General features: G+C 45.4%; 16 protein-coding genes, 1 tRNA gene and 1 rRNA gene. 2 read left to right on the top strand and 16 right to left on the bottom strand.

All coding sequences use genetic code 11. The features are described 5' to 3' along the window. Positions 1-114: 114 nt before the first annotated feature. The 4 genes from ABCW45_RS11895 to ABCW45_RS11880 all read right to left on the bottom strand — a co-directional run bounded on the left by ABCW45_RS11895 (position 115) and on the right by ABCW45_RS11880 (position 3994). Positions 115-990: a LysR family transcriptional regulator gene (locus ABCW45_RS11895; protein ID WP_117485134.1), complete on the bottom strand. Its 876-nt coding sequence runs from the start codon at positions 988-990 to the stop codon at positions 115-117. A gap of 135 nt (positions 991-1125) precedes the next feature. Then, positions 1126-2388 (bottom strand): 2-hydroxycarboxylate transporter family protein, encoded by a 1263-nt coding sequence (locus ABCW45_RS11890; protein ID WP_177968147.1) that lies wholly within the window; start codon positions 2386-2388, stop codon positions 1126-1128. A 35-nt stretch (positions 2389-2423) separates the two neighbouring features. Further along, positions 2424-2927, bottom strand: coding sequence for a transcription elongation factor GreA (gene greA, locus ABCW45_RS11885; RefSeq protein ID WP_343220937.1), 504 nt, complete (start codon positions 2925-2927; stop codon positions 2424-2426). A gap of 296 nt (positions 2928-3223) precedes the next feature. Further along, positions 3224-3994: a sulfite exporter TauE/SafE family protein gene (locus tag ABCW45_RS11880; RefSeq protein ID WP_021905198.1), complete on the bottom strand. Its 771-nt coding sequence runs from the start codon at positions 3992-3994 to the stop codon at positions 3224-3226. Between the two features lie 131 nt (positions 3995-4125). Here ABCW45_RS11880 and ABCW45_RS11875 point away from each other — a divergent pair, with 131 nt between their 5' ends. Then, positions 4126-4440 carry a LysR family transcriptional regulator substrate-binding protein gene (locus tag ABCW45_RS11875; protein WP_343220936.1) on the top strand — a complete coding sequence of 105 codons (315 nt, stop codon included), beginning with the start codon at positions 4126-4128 and terminating at the stop codon, positions 4438-4440. On the opposite strand, the gene ABCW45_RS11870 is transcribed toward ABCW45_RS11875, so the two are convergent. Beyond that, positions 4437-5327 carry a LysR family transcriptional regulator gene (locus ABCW45_RS11870; protein WP_181968332.1) on the bottom strand — a complete coding sequence of 297 codons (891 nt, stop codon included), beginning with the start codon at positions 5325-5327 and terminating at the stop codon, positions 4437-4439. The genes ABCW45_RS11875 and ABCW45_RS11870 overlap by 4 nt on opposite strands. Positions 5328-5504: 177 nt before the next feature. Between ABCW45_RS11870 and ABCW45_RS11865 the strand changes: the two genes are divergently transcribed. Further along, positions 5505-6725 carry a pyridoxal phosphate-dependent aminotransferase gene (locus ABCW45_RS11865; protein ID WP_343220910.1) on the top strand — a complete coding sequence of 407 codons (1221 nt, stop codon included), beginning with the start codon at positions 5505-5507 and terminating at the stop codon, positions 6723-6725. A gap of 186 nt (positions 6726-6911) precedes the next feature. On the opposite strand, the gene ABCW45_RS11860 is transcribed toward ABCW45_RS11865, so the two are convergent. From ABCW45_RS11860 to ABCW45_RS11810, 11 genes are all read right to left on the bottom strand, one after another. Beyond that, entirely contained in the window at positions 6912-7685 is a 774-nt protein-coding gene (locus tag ABCW45_RS11860) for an IclR family transcriptional regulator (RefSeq protein ID WP_015552733.1), read from the bottom strand. A gap of 127 nt (positions 7686-7812) precedes the next feature. Beyond that, entirely contained in the window at positions 7813-9087 is a 1275-nt protein-coding gene (locus ABCW45_RS11855) for a nickel pincer cofactor-dependent isomerase, group 22 (RefSeq protein WP_343220909.1), read from the bottom strand. Positions 9088-9216: 129 nt separating this feature from the next. Then, a complete protein-coding gene (locus ABCW45_RS11850; protein WP_117472198.1) occupies positions 9217-9645 on the bottom strand; it encodes a RidA family protein in 429 nt (142 codons plus the stop codon). 169 nt (positions 9646-9814) lie between these two features. After that, positions 9815-11251, bottom strand: a complete 1437-nt coding sequence (locus ABCW45_RS11845; protein WP_117472196.1) for a dihydroorotase — start codon at positions 11249-11251, stop codon at positions 9815-9817. 36 nt (positions 11252-11287) lie between these two features. Further along, positions 11288-12481, bottom strand: a complete 1194-nt coding sequence (locus tag ABCW45_RS11840) for a Zn-dependent hydrolase (protein WP_117472194.1) — start codon at positions 12479-12481, stop codon at positions 11288-11290. A gap of 88 nt (positions 12482-12569) precedes the next feature. Beyond that, entirely contained in the window at positions 12570-14012 is a 1443-nt protein-coding gene (locus ABCW45_RS11835) for a sodium:solute symporter family protein (RefSeq protein ID WP_117470123.1), read from the bottom strand. A gap of 624 nt (positions 14013-14636) precedes the next feature. Next, positions 14637-15065: a RidA family protein gene (locus ABCW45_RS11830; protein WP_117472192.1), complete on the bottom strand. Its 429-nt coding sequence runs from the start codon at positions 15063-15065 to the stop codon at positions 14637-14639. A gap of 81 nt (positions 15066-15146) precedes the next feature. Beyond that, positions 15147-16340: a Zn-dependent hydrolase gene (locus ABCW45_RS11825; protein ID WP_343220908.1), complete on the bottom strand. Its 1194-nt coding sequence runs from the start codon at positions 16338-16340 to the stop codon at positions 15147-15149. An 80-nt stretch (positions 16341-16420) separates the two neighbouring features. Next, entirely contained in the window at positions 16421-17752 is a 1332-nt protein-coding gene (locus tag ABCW45_RS11820) for a sodium-dependent transporter (protein WP_117470126.1), read from the bottom strand. A gap of 301 nt (positions 17753-18053) precedes the next feature. Further along, a tRNA-Gly gene (locus ABCW45_RS11815) sits at positions 18054-18125 on the bottom strand. Between the two features lie 65 nt (positions 18126-18190). Further along, positions 18191-18348 (bottom strand): 23S ribosomal RNA (locus ABCW45_RS11810); the annotation flags it as partial.

Here is an 18348-nt window from a genome sequence, read left to right as displayed (position 1 = left end):
AAAAAAGATGCGCTTTCTTTTATGAGTCAATTATATAATAATTATATATATTGTTCAAATATTATTCATGAATGACTTACATTCTCATTTCGAATGAATTTGGCATAATTTTACTTATTCTTCTTTGATACTATTAAAATATTTTTCCGTGTATTTACAGAATTTCTCCAATTCTTCTGTCATTTTTAGATCTTTCTGCAGGATCAGATACAGGGATCGTTTGAATTCGTTGTTATCGATCGGCCGATAACAGACATTTGCAAAATCTGTCTCGCTTTTCAAGTGATCTCTCCAGGAATACCTTGGCCAGATGGTGATCCCCACCCCTTCCTGTACCATGCGTCTCAAAACATGAACGTTATCACATTCAAATGCAATATCCGGAATAATCCCTTCTTTTTCGAAGATTGCTTCTGAAATCGTCCGGATACTTCCTCCGCTTCTCAGCATAACAAATTGTTCATTTCTGATATCTGACAACCTGACTTTTTCCATATTTCTCAACCATGAATCTTTATGAAACGCGAGATACAATGGCTCTTCCATCAATTTTACCGCATTGCTGAACACATACTGCGGCAGTGTACTTCGAATGCAGACATCCCATTTGGTTGCCTCTCTGCGATCTAACACCTGAAAAAAAACATCCGGATTTTCCTCCCGAAATTCGCGAATCAATTCCGGAACAAGCAACCCTGCGGTCAGAACGTTCAAACGGATCATTTTCTTCTTCTGTCTATTACGGAATTCTAACGGAAGCCGTTCTATTTCCTCAAGCAAAGGAACCACCCTTTCCTGCAATAAATACCCATCATGGGTAAGCATACAGGATCTTCCGTTTTTCCGTAGCAACTCTGTTTTTAATTCGCGCTCCAGTGATTGGATCGCTTTACTGATGGAAGGCTGGGATACATTCAATTCCTGCGCCGCCATCGTGATATTTTCATATTTCGCCGCATATGCAAAATATCGAAGCTGATATATTTCCATCTTTGCCACTCCCCCCGTTTTTAATGCATAATGTAACTGTTCAGTGCCTCACAGTTACGGGCAAAAATCCCATACTTTACTAAAACAAGCGCAGCAAGTGCAAAAGCCTGCTGCTCACAATACAGAATCCAGATCCTACCCCACCATCTGCACTAATATTCCTCCAAGCGTCAGCATCAGCGCTCCGCAGGATCTTGTAACGATCTGCGCAAATGGCAGAAGCTCCATTCTATGCGCACTGCTCAAAACAGCCACATTGCCGGAACCGCCCATATTTGTTGTACACATCCCCGCTGCGATGGCTGATTCCAGTGGGAAAAAGCCAACCAGCTTTCCAAGAACTGACGCCGTAAACGTGATGATCCCCACGATGAGCACCACCGTGATCAGATATAACGGTGTCAGAGTCTTTAAAATTGTATTCAGATCGATCAGGGTAAAACCGATCCCCGCAAGTGCCGCCGCCGTCCAGCTCTTAATGGCAAACTGCCCCCACTCTCTCGCCGCATCCTCCAGCTCTTCGGACATGATGCCGGTTCCCTTCACAAGCACGACCGCAATGATCATCCATGCATACGTCGGGATCACAGGAACAAACCTGTGTAAGATCGCGCCAAGCTGATAAAAGGCGAACGCAATGATCATCCCGGTACATAAAGACGCAAATGTCGGCTTCAATGGCGGTGTCTTTTTCACCGTTTTTCCATCATTCACCAATACACCGTTTCCGGTCGTCTCCGGGTGTTTTTTTCCGAAATTGTTTAAAAGACCGCCAAAAATAATCGCTACACAGTTTCCAAGCACTGTGGCCGGTGCCATCTTTGTCAGCACATCCGCCGCTTCCACGCCGAGCGCCTGGGAGTACATGGCAGAAAGAGGAACTGTACCCGCTGTCATTCCGCCGCTGGTCATAGGCACTCCGATATAGAGGATCCCGCCCCAGAAACCTTCCCCAAGGATGATCCCCATAATTCCTGAAAGCAGAATTCCCATAGAAAGAGAGATCACCGCCACCGGCAGAAGCTTCACGGTAGCCCTGAGCAGAAGATTCCGGTCGATATTAAAGAGACTGCCGCAGATCAGCGCCGCGATATAAAAGATCAGGAAGCCACTGTCATTGACAAAATAATCGAGCGTCTCAAGCGTCTGCTCAGGAATCAGTCCGCCTGCCGTGAGGATCGCAGAACCGAGAATACAGATCACAGATCCTCCGAGATACGTCTTCACCACCGGTACGTTATTTCCAATCGCATTTAAGCCCTCACCGAATACCATCAACACCAAAAACGCCGGGACCAGACTCTTCGGGACACAGCCCGTAAACATGCATGCCGCCGTCAGTGCCAGAATGAGGACATACAATGGCAGCGGAAACCCCGCCACTTTAAAATCCTTCATACTCAACCTCTCTGTCTTCTTTAAAAATGTCTTCTTTAAAAGCTCCGGATCGCATCACTTCCGTCATCCACGGTCTTCTCCAGACGCTTGATGATCACGTCATATCCGGCCCTGTCATTCACCTGCACATGTACCCGGTCGCCGACCTTATGCCCCAGAAGTGCCCTTCCAAGCGGGGACTCGGAACTGATCAGTCCCTTTAAGGAATTTCCGCGGATCGTCGTAACGATCTTATAGGTCTCCGTCTCATCGTCATCCTCAAAATACACGTCCACCGTGTTGTAGAGACCGACCTCATCGTCTTTTGACTCATCAGAGACCACCTTCGCCGTCCGGATCATTCTCTCCAGATATCGGATCCGGCTCTCATTCTTGTTCTTGTCCTTCTTCGCTGCATAATATTCAAAATTTTCACTTAAGTCGCCCTGGGCTCTCGCCTCTTTTACCGCCTCGATCGCCTCTTTCCGGACCACAAGTTTCCGGTATTCGATCTCCTCTTCTATCTTCTTTATGTCATTTTTTGTTAACTCATCATACATGGTTTTTTCCACTTCTTTCCTAAATTCTTTTAACACTATCTTATCTCATTCCTGCCTTAAAAACAAGCCCTGAGGAATCCGGCCCCTGCAAATATACCATCAGCAGTTACTGCTCACGCCTTGCGCAAACAGTAACCGGCAGTCTTCCCCTATGCGCATCCTTGGCACGTTCGTGCCTTTTGTGTAACAGGGAATTCCACGGAATTTCCTGTTACATAAAAAGAGCCGGTCCACAGTAAGACCAGCCCTTTTGTATGGGTAAACAAAACAGGTAAACCTTATTGAATTTTATGCCTTTAACCCCACAGATGATTCTGCCATGCAAATTTGATCACAGTGAGGATCACTACGACTAACATCACCGGTTTGATGATCTTCTCGCCCTTCCTGATCGCCAGATTGACGCCGACGAGGTTTCCTGCAATGGCACAGAGCGCTGCAGGACACGCGATCTCGTAAGCGACATTTCCCGTTTTCACATAGCTTACAAGGGCGATGGCGTTCGTAAGTACGATGAGGACCTTACCGTTACCGGACGCGCATCTCGCATCATAGTGCATGATCATCGTAAATGCGATGATCGCTACGGTACCGATCCCCGGTCCGAAAAGACTGTTGTAAAATCCCATGATCACGCCGACGATCAGGGCCTGAACAACTGTTTTTTTTGAAATCTCGCTTCTCATGATCACGTTTCTCGCGTCTGTCTTTCTGAGAACCATGATGAGGGCAATCACCGGAAGTGCCACCGTGATGGCCTTCTGAATGCTCTCCTCCGGAAGGAGAAAGATGATCTTTGTTCCGATCCATGCCCCCGTCATCGCCGTGATGGCTGAGACCAGTGCAATCCTCAGATCGACCATGTTGTTTTTAAAATACTTGATCGCTGAGACCAGATTTCCAAGACCTGCCTGCAGTTTGTTGCAGCCGTAAGCCGAGCGGACCGGCAATCCGATCATTAAGTATGTCGGCAGTGCGATCAAGCCTCCGCCTCCGCCTATGGAATCAATGATACCCGAAATAAAGAAGATCGGGCAGATGATAAGCAATGTTTTTAAGTAACTCATTTCCTTCTCCCTTTTTGCACAGCCCGCGTTCTTTCATCATCTCCAGGAAACTGTTTCCACTGTGCTGCTGTTCGTATTTGCTGTTATTTTGATCCGTCAAAAGCTCTCTTCCTTCGCAAAGGCCCCCTTTCCTGCTGCTTCGCCCGGAGACCATTGCCTACGAGCGCGCCGTGAAGCTCTGTTCCCAAAATGGCTTTGCCCCAAATATCCGCCTGCAGTTGGATCAGCTCGCCACCGCCTACCGCTCCTGCGGTGCCGGTCTCGGCGTCACACTCCTGTCTGACACCGTTGTCCGCATGTCCGACCACGATGAACCCGTCGTCTTTTACAAACTGGACTCCGATGATGTGAGCCGTGACATCGCTGTTATGTGGAAGAAAAAGAGATATGTATCAAAGGCTATGGAGGAATTTACGAAGCTGGCGGTGGAGATGTTTTCCGGCTAAATACTGATAACATCCTCAACCGTCCGTATATATTCTTTAAATTCCTTTTCAAACTGCTCGATCAGTTCCTTTTTCTGTGAGTGCAGTTCCCTAAGCTTTAAGAGATAGCAGATTCTTGGAGGTGGTTCCGGAACAATTCTGGAAAGTCTCAGCTCTGTATCATGATAGTTTTTAAAAATGCATGCAGGAATAATACTGAAAGAATTAGGAATCCGTAAAAGTTCCGGTATCAGCTCCGTTGTATCTGTCACCATAAGCGGCAGGTCTAACGGGTTCATCTGCTTCTCATGCCACTCCACAAATCCCGTTCCCCAATCAAAATAGATTTCATTGGAACGCTTTAACTGCTGTGCCTGCACAACCTCAGGGTAATCAGAAACGCTTTTTGAACTAAGCAGAAATAACGGTTCCCTAAAGATCGGCACAGCCTCCACCGCCTTCGAATAAAAGACACGCGGGGTAATTCCGATGTCTGTCTCTCTGTTCTCCAACATCGAAATAATGCGGTCTGTCCAGTGTGTCGCTAATGTGATCGAAAGTTTTCCCTTCCCAAGAAGTTCCCTGTAAAACCCTTTCACATAGTCCGTGAGGCTGATAACAGACGCTACCCGTAACACCTCCGTCACATCTCCCCGGCTCCAATCCTGAATCTGACGGTTCAGTTCCTGATGCCTTTTCGCAAATTCAACAAATTCTTCACCTTTCTGCGTCAGCACAACCCCTTTCTGCCCCGGACTGCGATCAATAAGTTTCACGTTCAATTCCTTTTCCAGACTGATCAGCCGGTTGCTCACTGCTGACTGTGAGATAAACATGTTCTCCGCTGTCTTTGTCAGGCTATGTGTCTTTACAATATTTAAATACGTTTCGAGTGCCTCATCATTCATAACTTTCACCTCCCAAAATATCTGTTTTGCATATATTATATATCTGATTTATCCGTTTTACAACATGATCTTTTCATGTTATTGTATAGATACAAAGAGAAAAGCATTTCACACAGTCAATGCAGTCATTCCAATTCTCACACACCAGACTGATTGATAAAAAGGAGAGGTAAACTTATGGATTATTTAGCAGAAAAATTCGCCAGACTCGGCACAGACAACGCCCCCGGACAGGAAGGGCTTCAGAAAGCAGAAGATCTTCCGATGATCGGTGACAAACTTGAAGGACCGGCTGTTGATTTCTCTCACGGTGATGTAAACGCACACCAGCCGATCCCGGGCAGCCTTGAGACATTTGTGAAACACTATTGTGTAGACGGTACCTATCAGGCATACACAGAATACCGCGGAAAAGGCGCGATCCGTGAATATCTTGCTGAAAAACTCGCAGAGTACAGCGGCGCTCCGGTAGACCCGAAGACAGAAATCATCCTTACACCTGGTACACAGGGAGCGCTTTTCTTAGCGATGGGTTCCTTAGTCGGCAGAGGTGACAAGGTCGCTATCGTTGAACCGGATTACTTCGACAACCGTAAACTTGTTGAATTCTTCGAGGGCGAGATGGTTCCGATCCACATGAACTGGAAAGACGCTGCTCCCCACACATCCGGTATCGATTTAAAAGAGCTGGAAGAAGCTTTCAAAAACGGTGTAAAGCTGTTCCTCTACTCAAACCCGAACAACCCGACTGGTGCAGTCTTCTCCAAAGAAGAAGTTTCTGAGATTGCACGCCTCGCAAAGAAATACGACGTTGCAATCCTTGCAGATGAGCTTTACAGCCGCCAGATCCTTGAAAAAGATTTCACTTACACACACATGCGTGCACTCCCGGAGAAACCGGACAAACTGATCACAATTATGGGTCCGTCCAAAACAGAGTCCTTAAGTGGTTTCCGTCTCGGTGTCGGCTATGGTACACCTGAAATCATCACCCGCATGGAAAAACTTCAGGCCGTCGTTTCCTTACGCTGTGCAGGTTACAATCAGGCAGCTTTCTACAGATGGTTCTCTGAGCCGGATGGATGGATGGAGAAACGTATTGCTGATCACAGACAGATCCGCGATGATATTCTTGCCGTTATCAACAGCTGCTCTGGATGCTGGGCTCGTCCAACAGAAGGCGGAAGCTATATCTTCATGCAGCTTCCAAAATTAAAAGTTGATATCTTCCAGTTTACAAAGCTCTGCCGCGCACAGGCAAGTGTTACTGTAACACCGGGTACAGAGTTCGGCAAACAGTACGGTGATTTTATCCGTATGAACTTCTCTCAGGATCACGATAAGGCCGTTGATGCTGTAAAGAGAATCTGCAAGATGGTCGATATCTATCGCGCATAATCTAATCCAAATGCACCCAAATTGGATTATTCCCTCTTACATGCCCGATACGATCCACACCACTATTGATTACCTCCTTATTTACTGATAATAGAAAAAACACTGTTTCGCATTTTTGATTACCCCCTTCATGCAAAACAGTGTTTTTCTATATTTGTTGTGGGATAAATTTTCTGTAAAAAGCTGCTACCCTTTCATATAATGCTGTTCTCTTCCAAGACTCCGTGCAACTCTCACAAGCTCCTGCCGGATCACATCCAGCCCCTTCTGCCGCATTCGATTTTCCTCTCCGACCACAGCCAGTGAGTATACTGCATATCCTTTATCATTTAAGATTGGAACCGCAACAGATGCAACGCCCTTATCCTGCTCTGAAATACTGATACAATATCCCTGCTCCCGGATTTTTTTTAGCTGTTCCTCAACCTGCTCTTTCTCCCGCAATCCCGCTTCCGTCTCCGGATATATCTTTCTCAGTATCTCCTGAATAAAATTCTCCGGCTGCCATGCAAACACGGTCTTTCCAGTGGAACCCTTTACATAGCTTCCGACACGTCCTACTTTTGACTGGATCTGGAGATAATTTGCAGATTTTACTTTCTCTACACAGATTGGAACCCCGTCAACCATAGCAGTCAGTACAACATCCTCATTGTACTCATCTCTCAGGCGCCTCATTTCCTTTTCTATGAGTTCTTCCGTCGTGATACTCCGCGTGATCATCGTGGATACCCTGAGAATTCTGGTCCCAAGCCGGTATTTTCCGTTCGGATTGTCCTGAATCAGCCATCCCTGATGCACCAGTGTTTTTACAATATTAAATACCGTTGTTTTCTGAATTCCCAATTCTTTGCTGATCTCGGCGATTCCAAGATACTGTACATTCAGCTTTTCATATAACTCTAATATCGCAGTTGCCCTTATAATTGAATTTATATATTGAGGTTCCTTTTCCTGCATTCATTTTACCCCCCAAAAAGGATTATTTCCATTTATTTCTTTTTCACCTCCTTTTAGTATAATGCATTCTGCATGGAAAAACAAACAAATTTTGCAATAACAGGAGACTTATCATTTTTCTCCTCTTTTATGACATTTGTAACTTCTCGATCGACTGCTCTTCATCACATAATATCAGCTGAGGATTTCTTCTAACTTCCTCGATAAGTGCATCTGAGACCCATATCTCTCCTAATTGGAGTGTATTTTTTATATACACAATCTTCGGAGCATTCAGATCTACACCCACACCACTCCGCAGACAGGCTAAAACTCCCTCTTTTACATCCATCACCTGAATCGGGATCCGGCCACCTTCCGGATTACCACAGCTCACCGAGTTGGTATATGTTGCCCCTAAATCGATTGTTTCCGCACACGACTTTAAAACATAGTCCGCTAATCCAATGCCGCTTGCATTTCCATGTGTATCTTTTGTAAGACTCTTCACTAAAATTCTCTGTATTTCCGGACCATCAAAGTCTTTTAATCTTCCTCTGGCCGCACGTCCTATAATATTCGGATCCATACCGGCTCCGGAAATATCTTTTCCCATTTCCTGCACAATTAATGCATCAATTTCCTTCACCAGGATCTTTGGCATCTTTGAACGCGCGATTTTTAACAATTCCGGCTCTCTGTCGTGGATCTTGTCTGCAGGAACCATCTCAATATGGTACGTCTGATCATAGCTGTTTTCAATAATTGCAACTCCAAAACCTACCGGAGTTTTGTCAATTACAAGTTTTGCGGCAACTGGAAGAAGCGTAGGAAAATGTATTGCTCCCATATGGTGCAGTCTCGTGCAGCCCTCAAATTTTCCCAGCCCGATCGTAAGCATTTTACATAATCCGCTTTCAATAGGACCTCTGAAATCTGTATGCGGTTTTACTCTTCCAATAGGAATGATCAGATCAGCATGAGCTGCATAATGATCAACTACAACCTGAACCGTTCCACTCTCACATTCTACGGTTCCAATTTCATCAACCTCGAGACTGGATTTAACCGGGATTCCTATTGCCTCTTCCGTAATTCCATAGCCTTCCAAAACCGCTGTCTGTCCCTTAGCGGTTCCTCCTCCATGCGATCCCATAGCCGGAACGATAAACGGCATTGCTCCCATGTTCTGCAATTCGTCCGCAATAGTTTTGACGATCAACGCCAAATTCTGAATTCCGCGGCTTCCCACGGCCATAGCAATCCTCATTCCCGGTTTTACAAGACTGCTGATTTCCTTCTTATGCATTTCGGCACGCAAAGTCTCCTCTACATTTTCTAACTGTGTTGTATCAAATTTTTGCAGGACTCTATGCATTTTGGGTAATTCTAACTGATAAGCACTTTCTGGAAATAATGACATATATACTCCCCCTACATATATACTCGCATGTATTTTCTGATTTTCCATTAACTACATATGTAAATAGAAAAACTGCTGCACAAATTTTCTATTTGACAGCAGTCACTTTCTATTACATCCTGTTAATTTTTAATTTTCAACTCCAGCAATAATAGATATTTCAACCGGTGCGTCCCCCGGAAGAACTGCAACCCCAACCGCAGCCCGGCTTCCGACTCCAGATTCTCCGAGTTCTTCACAGAAATACTCCGATGCAAAATCTGCAATCTTCGGCTGTTTTGTGAAATCTGTCTCGCTGTTTACATAAACGGTGATCTGCATGATCTGTACAATTTTTTCACCGTTCTCCAGCTTATTTTTCGCCGCTGTCAGTGCATTCTTTGCTGCCTGGACAACAGCCTCTTTGTAATCTGCAATTTCGTCTGTTGCTTTAATTTTTCCTGTTTTCAGCAGTACTCCGTTATTGCGCGGTGTCATACCTGCTGTAAAGATCATATTGCCGAATCTTGTTGCCGGAACATATTTTCCCTGCGGAATTGGATTTGCTTCTCTTGTCATAATAATTTCCCCTTTGACATTATACATTTTGCAGATCAGACCAGCTGTATCCCCCGGCTGTTCTGATCATTTTTCCCTAAATAGAAATAAACATAATAGTTAGAGAATTCCCTGTTGAACAGCTGAAACTTTTATTCACAGGGAATTTTCTCATAAAATCATGATTTAATTATTTTTTTAATACCGGTTTTACAAATTCGCCCCAGCCAGATGCACTCTCGTCAACTTTACCATTCTCATATACAACACGTCCACGAACGATCGTACTGTCAACTGCACAGTCAAGCTGCCAGCCTTCGTATACCTTCATGATACCTTTTGCCTGAGAATAGCTGTCCTCAGCATGGCAGGTAACCTTCTTATTCATATCAACGATAACAAGATCGCCGTCTGCTCCTGCTGAGATTGTTCCTTTCTGTGGGAAGATATGGAATAACTTAGCCGGATTTACGCTTAAGAGTTCTACAATTTTCTCCAGGCTGACGCCACGCTTTAATCCCTCTGTAATCATTAATGGGAGACGAAGGTCGATTCCCGGGAATCCAGACGGAGAAAGGAAAATATCCTTATTTCCATCTTTATCTTTCTTTTCTTTCTCGGAAACTAAGAACGGGCTGTGATCACTGCCGATAAAATCAACGGTACCGTCTTTTACGTAATCCCAGAGACGCTCTACATCCTCTTTTTTTCTAAGTGCCGGGTTGCACTTTGCGTATGCACCGTATTTTTCTACATAGCTCTCATCGAGAAGCAGATAGTGCGGACAGGTCTCGACCATAACCGGCTGTCCCTCTGCTTTTGCTTTCTTTGCAAGTTCCATTGCCTGCCAGGTGGAAACATGTACTAATTCGATCGGGCATCCAACGTCCTTACCAAATTTCAGCATCTTGGAGATTGCTTCGATCTCTACGATCGGGGGACGTGACTCACAGTGAGCAATATTTTCTGTCTGACGTCCCTGCTCTCTGAGGCGTTTAATGAAACCTGTTACAAGCTCATTATCCTCTGCATGTGCCGCAACTGCCAGACCTGTCTTTTTAACTTCTTCAAGGACACGGTATAACTGATCGTTGTTTGCACTTGTCAGACCTTCAAACTCTGCATCTCTTCCTTCCGGAGCTTCATGTAAGAATGTCTTATATGCGATAATTCCTTCATGGGAGAGCGGCTCGATTGCTTCCGGATGCTCACCGCCTGCTGCTCCGAAGAAGCAGAAGTCTACACAGCTTCCTTTTTCATGACGATCATTCGCTGCGCTTTCTTCACCTTTGCAGATGCTGATACGGTTCTTTAAAATCTCTCCGTTCCACTGCGGCGGCATAGAAATCGGATGCTCAAAGAATGTTGTACATCCACCGGCTGCTGCTGCACGTGTACCAACCTCAAATGTCTCACGCTCCCAGTGACCAGGATCACGATAATGTACATGAGTATCAATTCCGCCAGGGAGAACATATTTTCCGCCTGCATCAATTGTGCGCTCAGCTTCCGGCAGGCAGCCCGGCTCTGCGATCAAAGCAAATTTCCCATCTTTAATTCCGACATCCGCTTTGCGGAAGCCGCCTTCAATAAATACAAGTCCATTGATTACAGCAAGATCCATCATAGTCTCATTCTCCTTTTCCATTTTATCTGTCAGGCTTTAAAGTCCGTTTTCATCAAGTTTCAGTACCGTCTGGTACAGAACATCAGCACCAATATCCACATGTTCCGGTTTTGTGTATTCATCACCCTGATGGCTGACGCCCTTGACACTTGGAACAAAAATCATACCAATCGGGACTCCTTCGTGTGCCATCGGGTTTGCGTCGTGGCCAGCACCGCTCGGCATGATGACATGACCGATTCCTTTCTCTGTGCAGACACCATCAATCAGTTTGATCAGCCTCGGATCACACGGTGTAGAGTATTTTGCGATGGTATTTACAAATTCAAATTCACAGTTCGGAATTTCTTTTGCGAGTGCCTGGATATCTGTATAGAACTGATCTGTAACAGCTCTGTCCATGTGACGCATCTCAAAGGTTGCCACTGCCTGTCCCGGAATTACATTTTCCTGTCCCGGAGATACGGCGATCTTTCCGACAGTAAATACAAGTGTATCGCTCAGTTCTCTTGCACGCTGTTCTGCTGCAACGATCAGCTTTGCCATTCCGACAAGTGCATCTTTTCTGTTTACCATCATCGTCGTTCCTGCATGATTGCTCATGCCTTTAGCTGTCACTTCATAGCGGATCACACTGACGATTCCGCTGACAACACCGACATCAAGATCCGCATTATCGAGTTTATCGCCCTGTTCGATATGATATTCCAGATAACATTCATACTTGCTGATATCTCTCTTTGCAGCTTTAACTTTCTCCGGACTACAGTCAAACTTTGCTAATTTTTCCGGATATCCCGGAAGATCCGGATCGATCATTCCTGTCACACAGCGGCTTCCGAAGGTTCCACCGAGGATACTGGACTCTTCCATATTAAATCCCCAAATTTCCAATGGATGACGCAGTGTACGGCCTTCGTCCTTTAAACGAGCTGCAACTTCCATTGCACCGGTCACACCGAGCATGCCATCATAAACACCGCCCTTAATAACTGTATCCAGATGAGAACCGATTACAATTGCTTTTGCTTCCGGATCACTGCCCGGCAAAATGCCATGAAGGTTTCCAACCGGGTCAGTTTCCACCTGCATTCCTATTTCTTTCATGCGTGCTTTTAAAAGCTCAAGTGCCTGAAAGTATCCTTCTGAGAATCCAAGCCGGGTAATCGAACCATCTTCATTCCGTCCAATGTTTCCAGCCTGCTGCAGCAATTCATTTAATCTGCTCATATCGATGATCCACCTCTTTCACTGAGATCTCCTTGCGCCGTCTGAATGATCATTATGACGGCGCAGGCAAATCTCTTAATTCTATTTTTTATTTTGTCTCTCCAAATAAGTGATCCATTGTCTCCTTATCAGCAGATTCATTTGCACTTTCCGGAGTCATAACAGAGCCAACCATGATTACGATAAAGCATACCAGACACGCCGGAAGAGCTGCCATAATACCAGCTGGCTGTCCAAGGCCGTACCAAACAAGTGCTGTCACAAAACCAGCCGCTGCTGCGATCATGGCACTGATTTTATTTGCACGCTTCCATGCAACGCCGACCATAATCGGGACTGCCATTGCAGCACCCATAAGAGTAACGGCTTTCGCCTGAATGATCTGGATCGTGTCACTCATAACGAATGTAAGGGCAACGGCACCGATACCAAATACGATTGTAGAAACACGAGATACGAATAACTCTTCTTTATCCGATACATTGCTCTTTACCTTGGAATAGAAGTCATGTGCAAATGTTGTAGCGATCAAAAGAAGTAAGCTGTCTGCTGTAGAAATGATAGCTGCTACAACAGATGCAAGCATGATTGCTCCGATAATCGGATTTACTTCACTAAATACTAATGTTGTAAATACCATATCCTGCTTTTCGATACCCGGGTGGATCAGCATACCGCATAAACCAGTGATTGCAAGTGGAACATAGAAAAGTAATAAACCGATGCCTGTGATACCCTGGCTCTTGGAAGCAACTTCCGGGCTCTCAGCAGACATGAAACGTGCTACGAACTGCGGTGCACCAAAGTTACAGATACCCCATGTAACTACCCAGCTTAACGCTGTGATCGGCGGGATCTTAACACTGAATCCTTTTACAAATTCCGGATTCAGAGCCGCAATACCTTCGTTCATAGCTGTGAATCCGCCAACCTTTAACAGGAACTGGATTGCGATCAGCCAAATACCAATGATGATTACGAAGGAGCAGATCGTATCTGTCCATGCAACCGCTTTCATACCACCGATACATGTGAATACGACAAACACTGCAAGTAAAATAACACAGCATGTTAATGTGCTCCAATTGGAGAAAGTCTGTAAAATGATAGTTGCACCTGTTACCTGTGCACCTAACAGTGCAGTACAGCTTACAACGATCAGAAGACTCATAACGATGGAATACTTTCCGCTGTAACGTTTTTCAATCAGCTCCGGAAGAGTATTACATTCACTCTGACGCATTCTTCTTGCAAAGAACATACATGCGAGGAAAGAAGTCAGAAGCGTACCGGCTGCATTCCACCATCCAGACCAACCGTTCAGGTAATAATAGCCCATGTAGCTCATAATTGACGTTGCAGAAATAATTGTTGCAAAGTAGGTACCAGCCATCGGGAGTTTTCCTAATGATTTACTGGCAACCATCCAATCTTCCGTGTCCTTGATTCCGCGGGAAATTAAGATACCGATCACTGCCAGGCCGACCATAAATATGACCGTAACGATCATATACAAAGCATTATTTGACATATCTTATTTTCCCCCTTTCTTCTTGTCATTAACCGTGACATAAATCAGCGGAAAAATACCTAAAAACAAATAAACACACCATAAAAATACACAACTGCCAGAAACACCAAACATAACCATCCATCCCTTCTGTTGTTCATTTCCGAATCTTCTTTTGTTTCTTTACGTATAATTCTTCCTCATTGTTAGCGTTGGGTAGAATCGGCCACATAGAGTCGGCCAGAAACAGCCAAAATTGGTCAATCGGAAATCGTGATTCAATTGCTTCTAAATTCATTATATTGGAACGCGTTCATATATTTGTATTTTTATTATATTCAACCAGAGACTATTTGTCAATTCAAAACGCCGCATAAAACATATCAATATCAAATATAATACATCTGTTTATCATATGTTTATTGCCATTAATATTTAAAATAATAAAAAAGAATGTGACTTGGCACATTTCCGTGCCTCCCGCGGCTGCTTGCGACAATCTACATCTTCGCGCAAGCGTGCATCATTGGCACGTCAGTGCCTTTTTATGTAACAGGAAATTCCTCGGAATTTCCTGTTACACAAAAAAGACCACTGAGCAGGATCTTTCCCATCAGTGGTCTTCTTTTATAGCATGAATTTATTTTACTTGCCTACCCCCGCAATGATCGCGATCTCCACCGGAGCTTCTCCCGGAAGAACCGCAACACCGACAGCCGCGCGGCTTCCAACTCCGGATTCCCCAAGCTCCTCGCAGAAATACTCAGACGCGAAATCCGCGATCTTCGGCTGCTTTGTAAAATCCGGCTCAGAATTTACATAAACTGTAATCTGCATGATCTGTACGATCTTCTCGCCCTCTTCCAGCTTATTTTTTGCAGCTGTGAGCGCATTCTTCGCGGCCTGTACAACAGCGTCCTTATAATCAGCAATATCATCTGACGCTTTTACTTTTCCTGTCTTGATCAGAACACCATTGTTTCTCGGTGTCATACCTGCTGTAAAGATCAGATTGCCAAATCTCGTTGCCGGTACATACTTTCCCTGTGGAATCGGATTCGCTTCCTTTGCCATGATAAAATACCTCCTATGTTTATATCGTTTTTCAAGTTCTGCCAGATAAAATTCAGTTCTTCATTTGAGCATCTGTAAAACTTAAAATCCATTTTCATCCAGTTTTAACACAGTCTGATACAGAACATCCGCTCCCATATCGATATGTTCCGGTTTTGTATATTCGTCTCCCTGATGGCTGATGCCCTTGACACTCGGAACAAAGATCATACCGATCGGGACACCTTCGTGGGCCATCGAATTTGCGTCATGGCCTGCACCGCTGGGCATGATGACATGGCGGATTTCCTTTTCCGTGCAGACATCGTCGATCAGTTTGATCAATCTCGGATCACACGGTGTGGAATATTTGGCACCGGTATTTACAAATTCAAACTCACAGTTCGGAATCTCCTTTGCGAGTGCCTGAATATCTGCATAGAACTGATCTGTTACAGCTTTGTCCATATGACGCATCTCAAAGTTCGCCACAGCCTGTCCCGGAATTACATTTTCCTGTCCGGGGGATACAGCGATCTTTCCGACCGTAAATACAAGTGTGTCATTCAGTTCTCTTGCCCGCTCTTCTGCTGCCACGATCAGCTTTGCCATTCCGACAAGCGCATCTTTTCTGTTAGCCATCATCGTTGTGCCCGCATGGTTGCTCATGCCTTTTGCCGTTACCTTATAGTCGATGATGCTGACGATTCCGCTGACAACTCCCACATCGATTCCCGTATGATCGAGTTTATCGCCCTGTTCGATATGATATTCCAGGTAGCACTCATACTTGCTGATATCTCTCTTGGCTGCTTTTGCTTTTTCCGGACTGCAGCCAAACTTTGCTAATTTTTCCGCATATCCGGGAATATCCGGATCGAGCATCCCTGTCACGCATCTGCTTCCAAATGTACCGCCAAGAATACTGGACTCTTCCATATTAAAGCCCCAGATCTCCAATGGATGGCGCAGGGTACGTCCTTCATCCTTTAAGCGGGCTGCAACTTCCAGGGCACCGGTCACACCCAGCATTCCATCGTAAACACCGCCCTGCATAACTGTATCCATGTGGGAGCCGATCACAATGGATTTTGCTTCCGGGTCACTCCCCTGCAATACGCCATGAAGATTTCCGACCGGGTCAGTCTCCACCTGCATTCCCAACTCCTGCATGCGTCCTTTTAAAAACTCAAGCGCCTGGAAATATTTTTCTGAAAATCCCAGTCTTGTGATCGAATCATCTTCGTTCCGCCCAATATTGCCCGCCTGTTGGAGCAATTCGTTTAATCTGCTCATATTTGTAAGTTACCTCCTCCACAAAATTTTCCACGTGTCGTTCTCAGATTCCCCCTAACGAAACACGGAAGTATCTCTTATCAGCCAATTCCCCCAAGCAGCGCCCCCGCCACAAGTGCGAGAAGCGCAGCCGGAACCAATACATATTTTCCAAGCGGCATAAACCAGCTGCCGATCGGTTTTTTCGTTCCTTTGTTAACTGCTGTAAGCGCAAAATCCTTTCCGGCTACCCAGAAAAACATGATAGCAGCAAGCATCGCGCCAAGCGGACAGATATAAATGGAGACCGCATCCATCCATCCGGAAACGATTCCCTGGATCATCAGGGAAATGATACCGCCAAGCATCGCGATCACTGCAACCGCAATTTTCCGCCTGAACCCAAACCGCTCCTGCATCATCTCTACCGGTGCCTCATAAAGATTTACCAGAGAGCTTAAGCCTGCAAACAAAACACAGACATAAAAGACTATCTCTACACACCATCCGCCCGGCATGCCATTAAACACATTCAGCAGATAAATAAACATCAGCCCCGGTCCGCCTGACGATAGTTCTGCGCCTCCCACTGCCATGCCCGGTATAATGACGAGTGCCGCAAGAAGCGCCGCTAATGTATCAAAAAATGCTACATTTCTTGCTGAGCTGACCACATCCTCTTCCTCGCTCAAATAAGAACCGTAAATGACTGTTCCATTTCCTGCGATGGAAAGCGAAAAGAATGCCTGGCCGAACGCGTAGATCCAGAGTCTTGGATCAAAAAGCCCTTTGGGCTCCAGTGTAAAAATATAACGATATCCATGTTCCGAACCTGGAAGTGTAAAAATATATATGCCGAGCCCAACAAACAGGATAAAAAGCATCGGCATCATGATCTTATTCGCTTTCTCAATTCCGCCGGAAATTCCATATGCCATAATCACCGCGGTTACAAGCATTGCGACCACCTGCCATACATTATTTCCAAATGCGGCGGCTGTACCTCCAAACAAGCCTTCGATCGCGGCTACGTCCTGCCCTAAGTGGAAGAGACCACCGGAAAGTGCAAAAAATGTATATTTAAAGATCCATCCTACGACCACGCTATATCCGATCGCCAATGCCAGGGATCCGATAACCGGAATCACACCGATCACCTCTCCTGTCCGCTTATTTCCGGTGCGGATCTCCGTACATTTACCGAATGCTTTGATCGGTCCGCTCTTTGCCGCGCGGCCAAGCGCCATTTCCTCGATCACTCCGGTAGAAGCGATCAAAATAACAAACAGAACATATGGAAGCAGGAACGTCATTCCACCCCATTCTGAAACCATATATGGGAATCTCCAGATATTCCCCATACCAACAGCCGACCCAATGCAGGCCAGCACAAATCCTGTCCGGCTCTTAAAGCCATCTCTATGTTTTCCCATACACTTCCAACTGCCTTAGAACAGCTATGTCCCCTTTCTCATGATTCATGTTTAAACTTTTTTGAGCGTGTGACCCTCATGCATGAACTCTATCGCGTGCTGTCGGCAATTTCTGCTGATACATTCAGCCAGCATTTCCGAACATATTTTATCATACCATGCAATCCTATGTTTTACAAGCATTTGAAATTGTTGCTACGACCGGAGTGGAACGCCGACATTCGAACCGTTCTAGCCCGGCAGGGCTTGAACATACAAAAAGAGCCATCCATCGGATGACTCTTTTTTCTATCTCTTTGAAAGCACGAGACGGGATTCGAACCCGCGACCCTCGCCTTGGCAAGGCGATACTCCACCACTGAGCCACTCGTGCACACATACCTTCAAAACCACATATTGAAATCCATCTTTACCATTTCATCAACCAACCAGACCTTCCTGGATAAGCCCTCGACCGATTAGTAACAGTCAGCTCCGTACATTACTGCACTTCCACCTCTGCCCTATCTACCTCGTCGTCTTCAAGGGGTCTTACTTCTTTCGAATGGGATATCTCATCTTGAGGGGGGCTTCACGCTTAGATGCCTTCAGCGTTT

It is taken from the genome of Pilosibacter fragilis (assembly GCF_032490495.1).
Taxonomy (GTDB): Bacteria; Bacillota; Clostridia; order Lachnospirales; family Lachnospiraceae; genus Pilosibacter; species Pilosibacter fragilis.
The sequence above is the reverse complement of the archived record's forward strand: the minus strand, read 5'-3'. Positions and strand labels throughout refer to the sequence as shown.

What these genes read in the sequence shown, in the direction of transcription:
- ABCW45_RS11895 (WP_117485134.1), bottom strand. Translation starts at nt 990, where the DNA reads ATGGAAATATATCAGCTTCGATATTTTGCATATGCGGCGAAATATGAA.
- ABCW45_RS11890 (WP_177968147.1), bottom strand. Translation starts at nt 2,388, where the DNA reads ATGAAGGATTTTAAAGTGGCGGGGTTTCCGCTGCCATTGTATGTCCTC.
- greA (WP_343220937.1), bottom strand. Translation starts at nt 2,927, where the DNA reads ATGTATGATGAGTTAACAAAAAATGACATAAAGAAGATAGAAGAGGAG.
- ABCW45_RS11880 (WP_021905198.1), bottom strand. Translation starts at nt 3,994, where the DNA reads ATGAGTTACTTAAAAACATTGCTTATCATCTGCCCGATCTTCTTTATT.
- ABCW45_RS11870 (WP_181968332.1), bottom strand. Translation starts at nt 5,327, where the DNA reads ATGAATGATGAGGCACTCGAAACGTATTTAAATATTGTAAAGACACAT.
- ABCW45_RS11865 (WP_343220910.1), top strand. Translation starts at nt 5,505, where the DNA reads ATGGATTATTTAGCAGAAAAATTCGCCAGACTCGGCACAGACAACGCC.
- ABCW45_RS11860 (WP_015552733.1), bottom strand. Translation starts at nt 7,685, where the DNA reads ATGCAGGAAAAGGAACCTCAATATATAAATTCAATTATAAGGGCAACT.
- ABCW45_RS11855 (WP_343220909.1), bottom strand. Translation starts at nt 9,087, where the DNA reads ATGTCATTATTTCCAGAAAGTGCTTATCAGTTAGAATTACCCAAAATG.
- ABCW45_RS11850 (WP_117472198.1), bottom strand. Translation starts at nt 9,645, where the DNA reads ATGACAAGAGAAGCAAATCCAATTCCGCAGGGAAAATATGTTCCGGCA.
- ABCW45_RS11845 (WP_117472196.1), bottom strand. Translation starts at nt 11,251, where the DNA reads ATGATGGATCTTGCTGTAATCAATGGACTTGTATTTATTGAAGGCGGC.
- ABCW45_RS11840 (WP_117472194.1), bottom strand. Translation starts at nt 12,481, where the DNA reads ATGAGCAGATTAAATGAATTGCTGCAGCAGGCTGGAAACATTGGACGG.
- ABCW45_RS11835 (WP_117470123.1), bottom strand. Translation starts at nt 14,012, where the DNA reads ATGTCAAATAATGCTTTGTATATGATCGTTACGGTCATATTTATGGTC.
- ABCW45_RS11830 (WP_117472192.1), bottom strand. Translation starts at nt 15,065, where the DNA reads ATGGCAAAGGAAGCGAATCCGATTCCACAGGGAAAGTATGTACCGGCA.
- ABCW45_RS11825 (WP_343220908.1), bottom strand. Translation starts at nt 16,340, where the DNA reads ATGAGCAGATTAAACGAATTGCTCCAACAGGCGGGCAATATTGGGCGG.
- ABCW45_RS11820 (WP_117470126.1), bottom strand. Translation starts at nt 17,752, where the DNA reads ATGGGAAAACATAGAGATGGCTTTAAGAGCCGGACAGGATTTGTGCTG.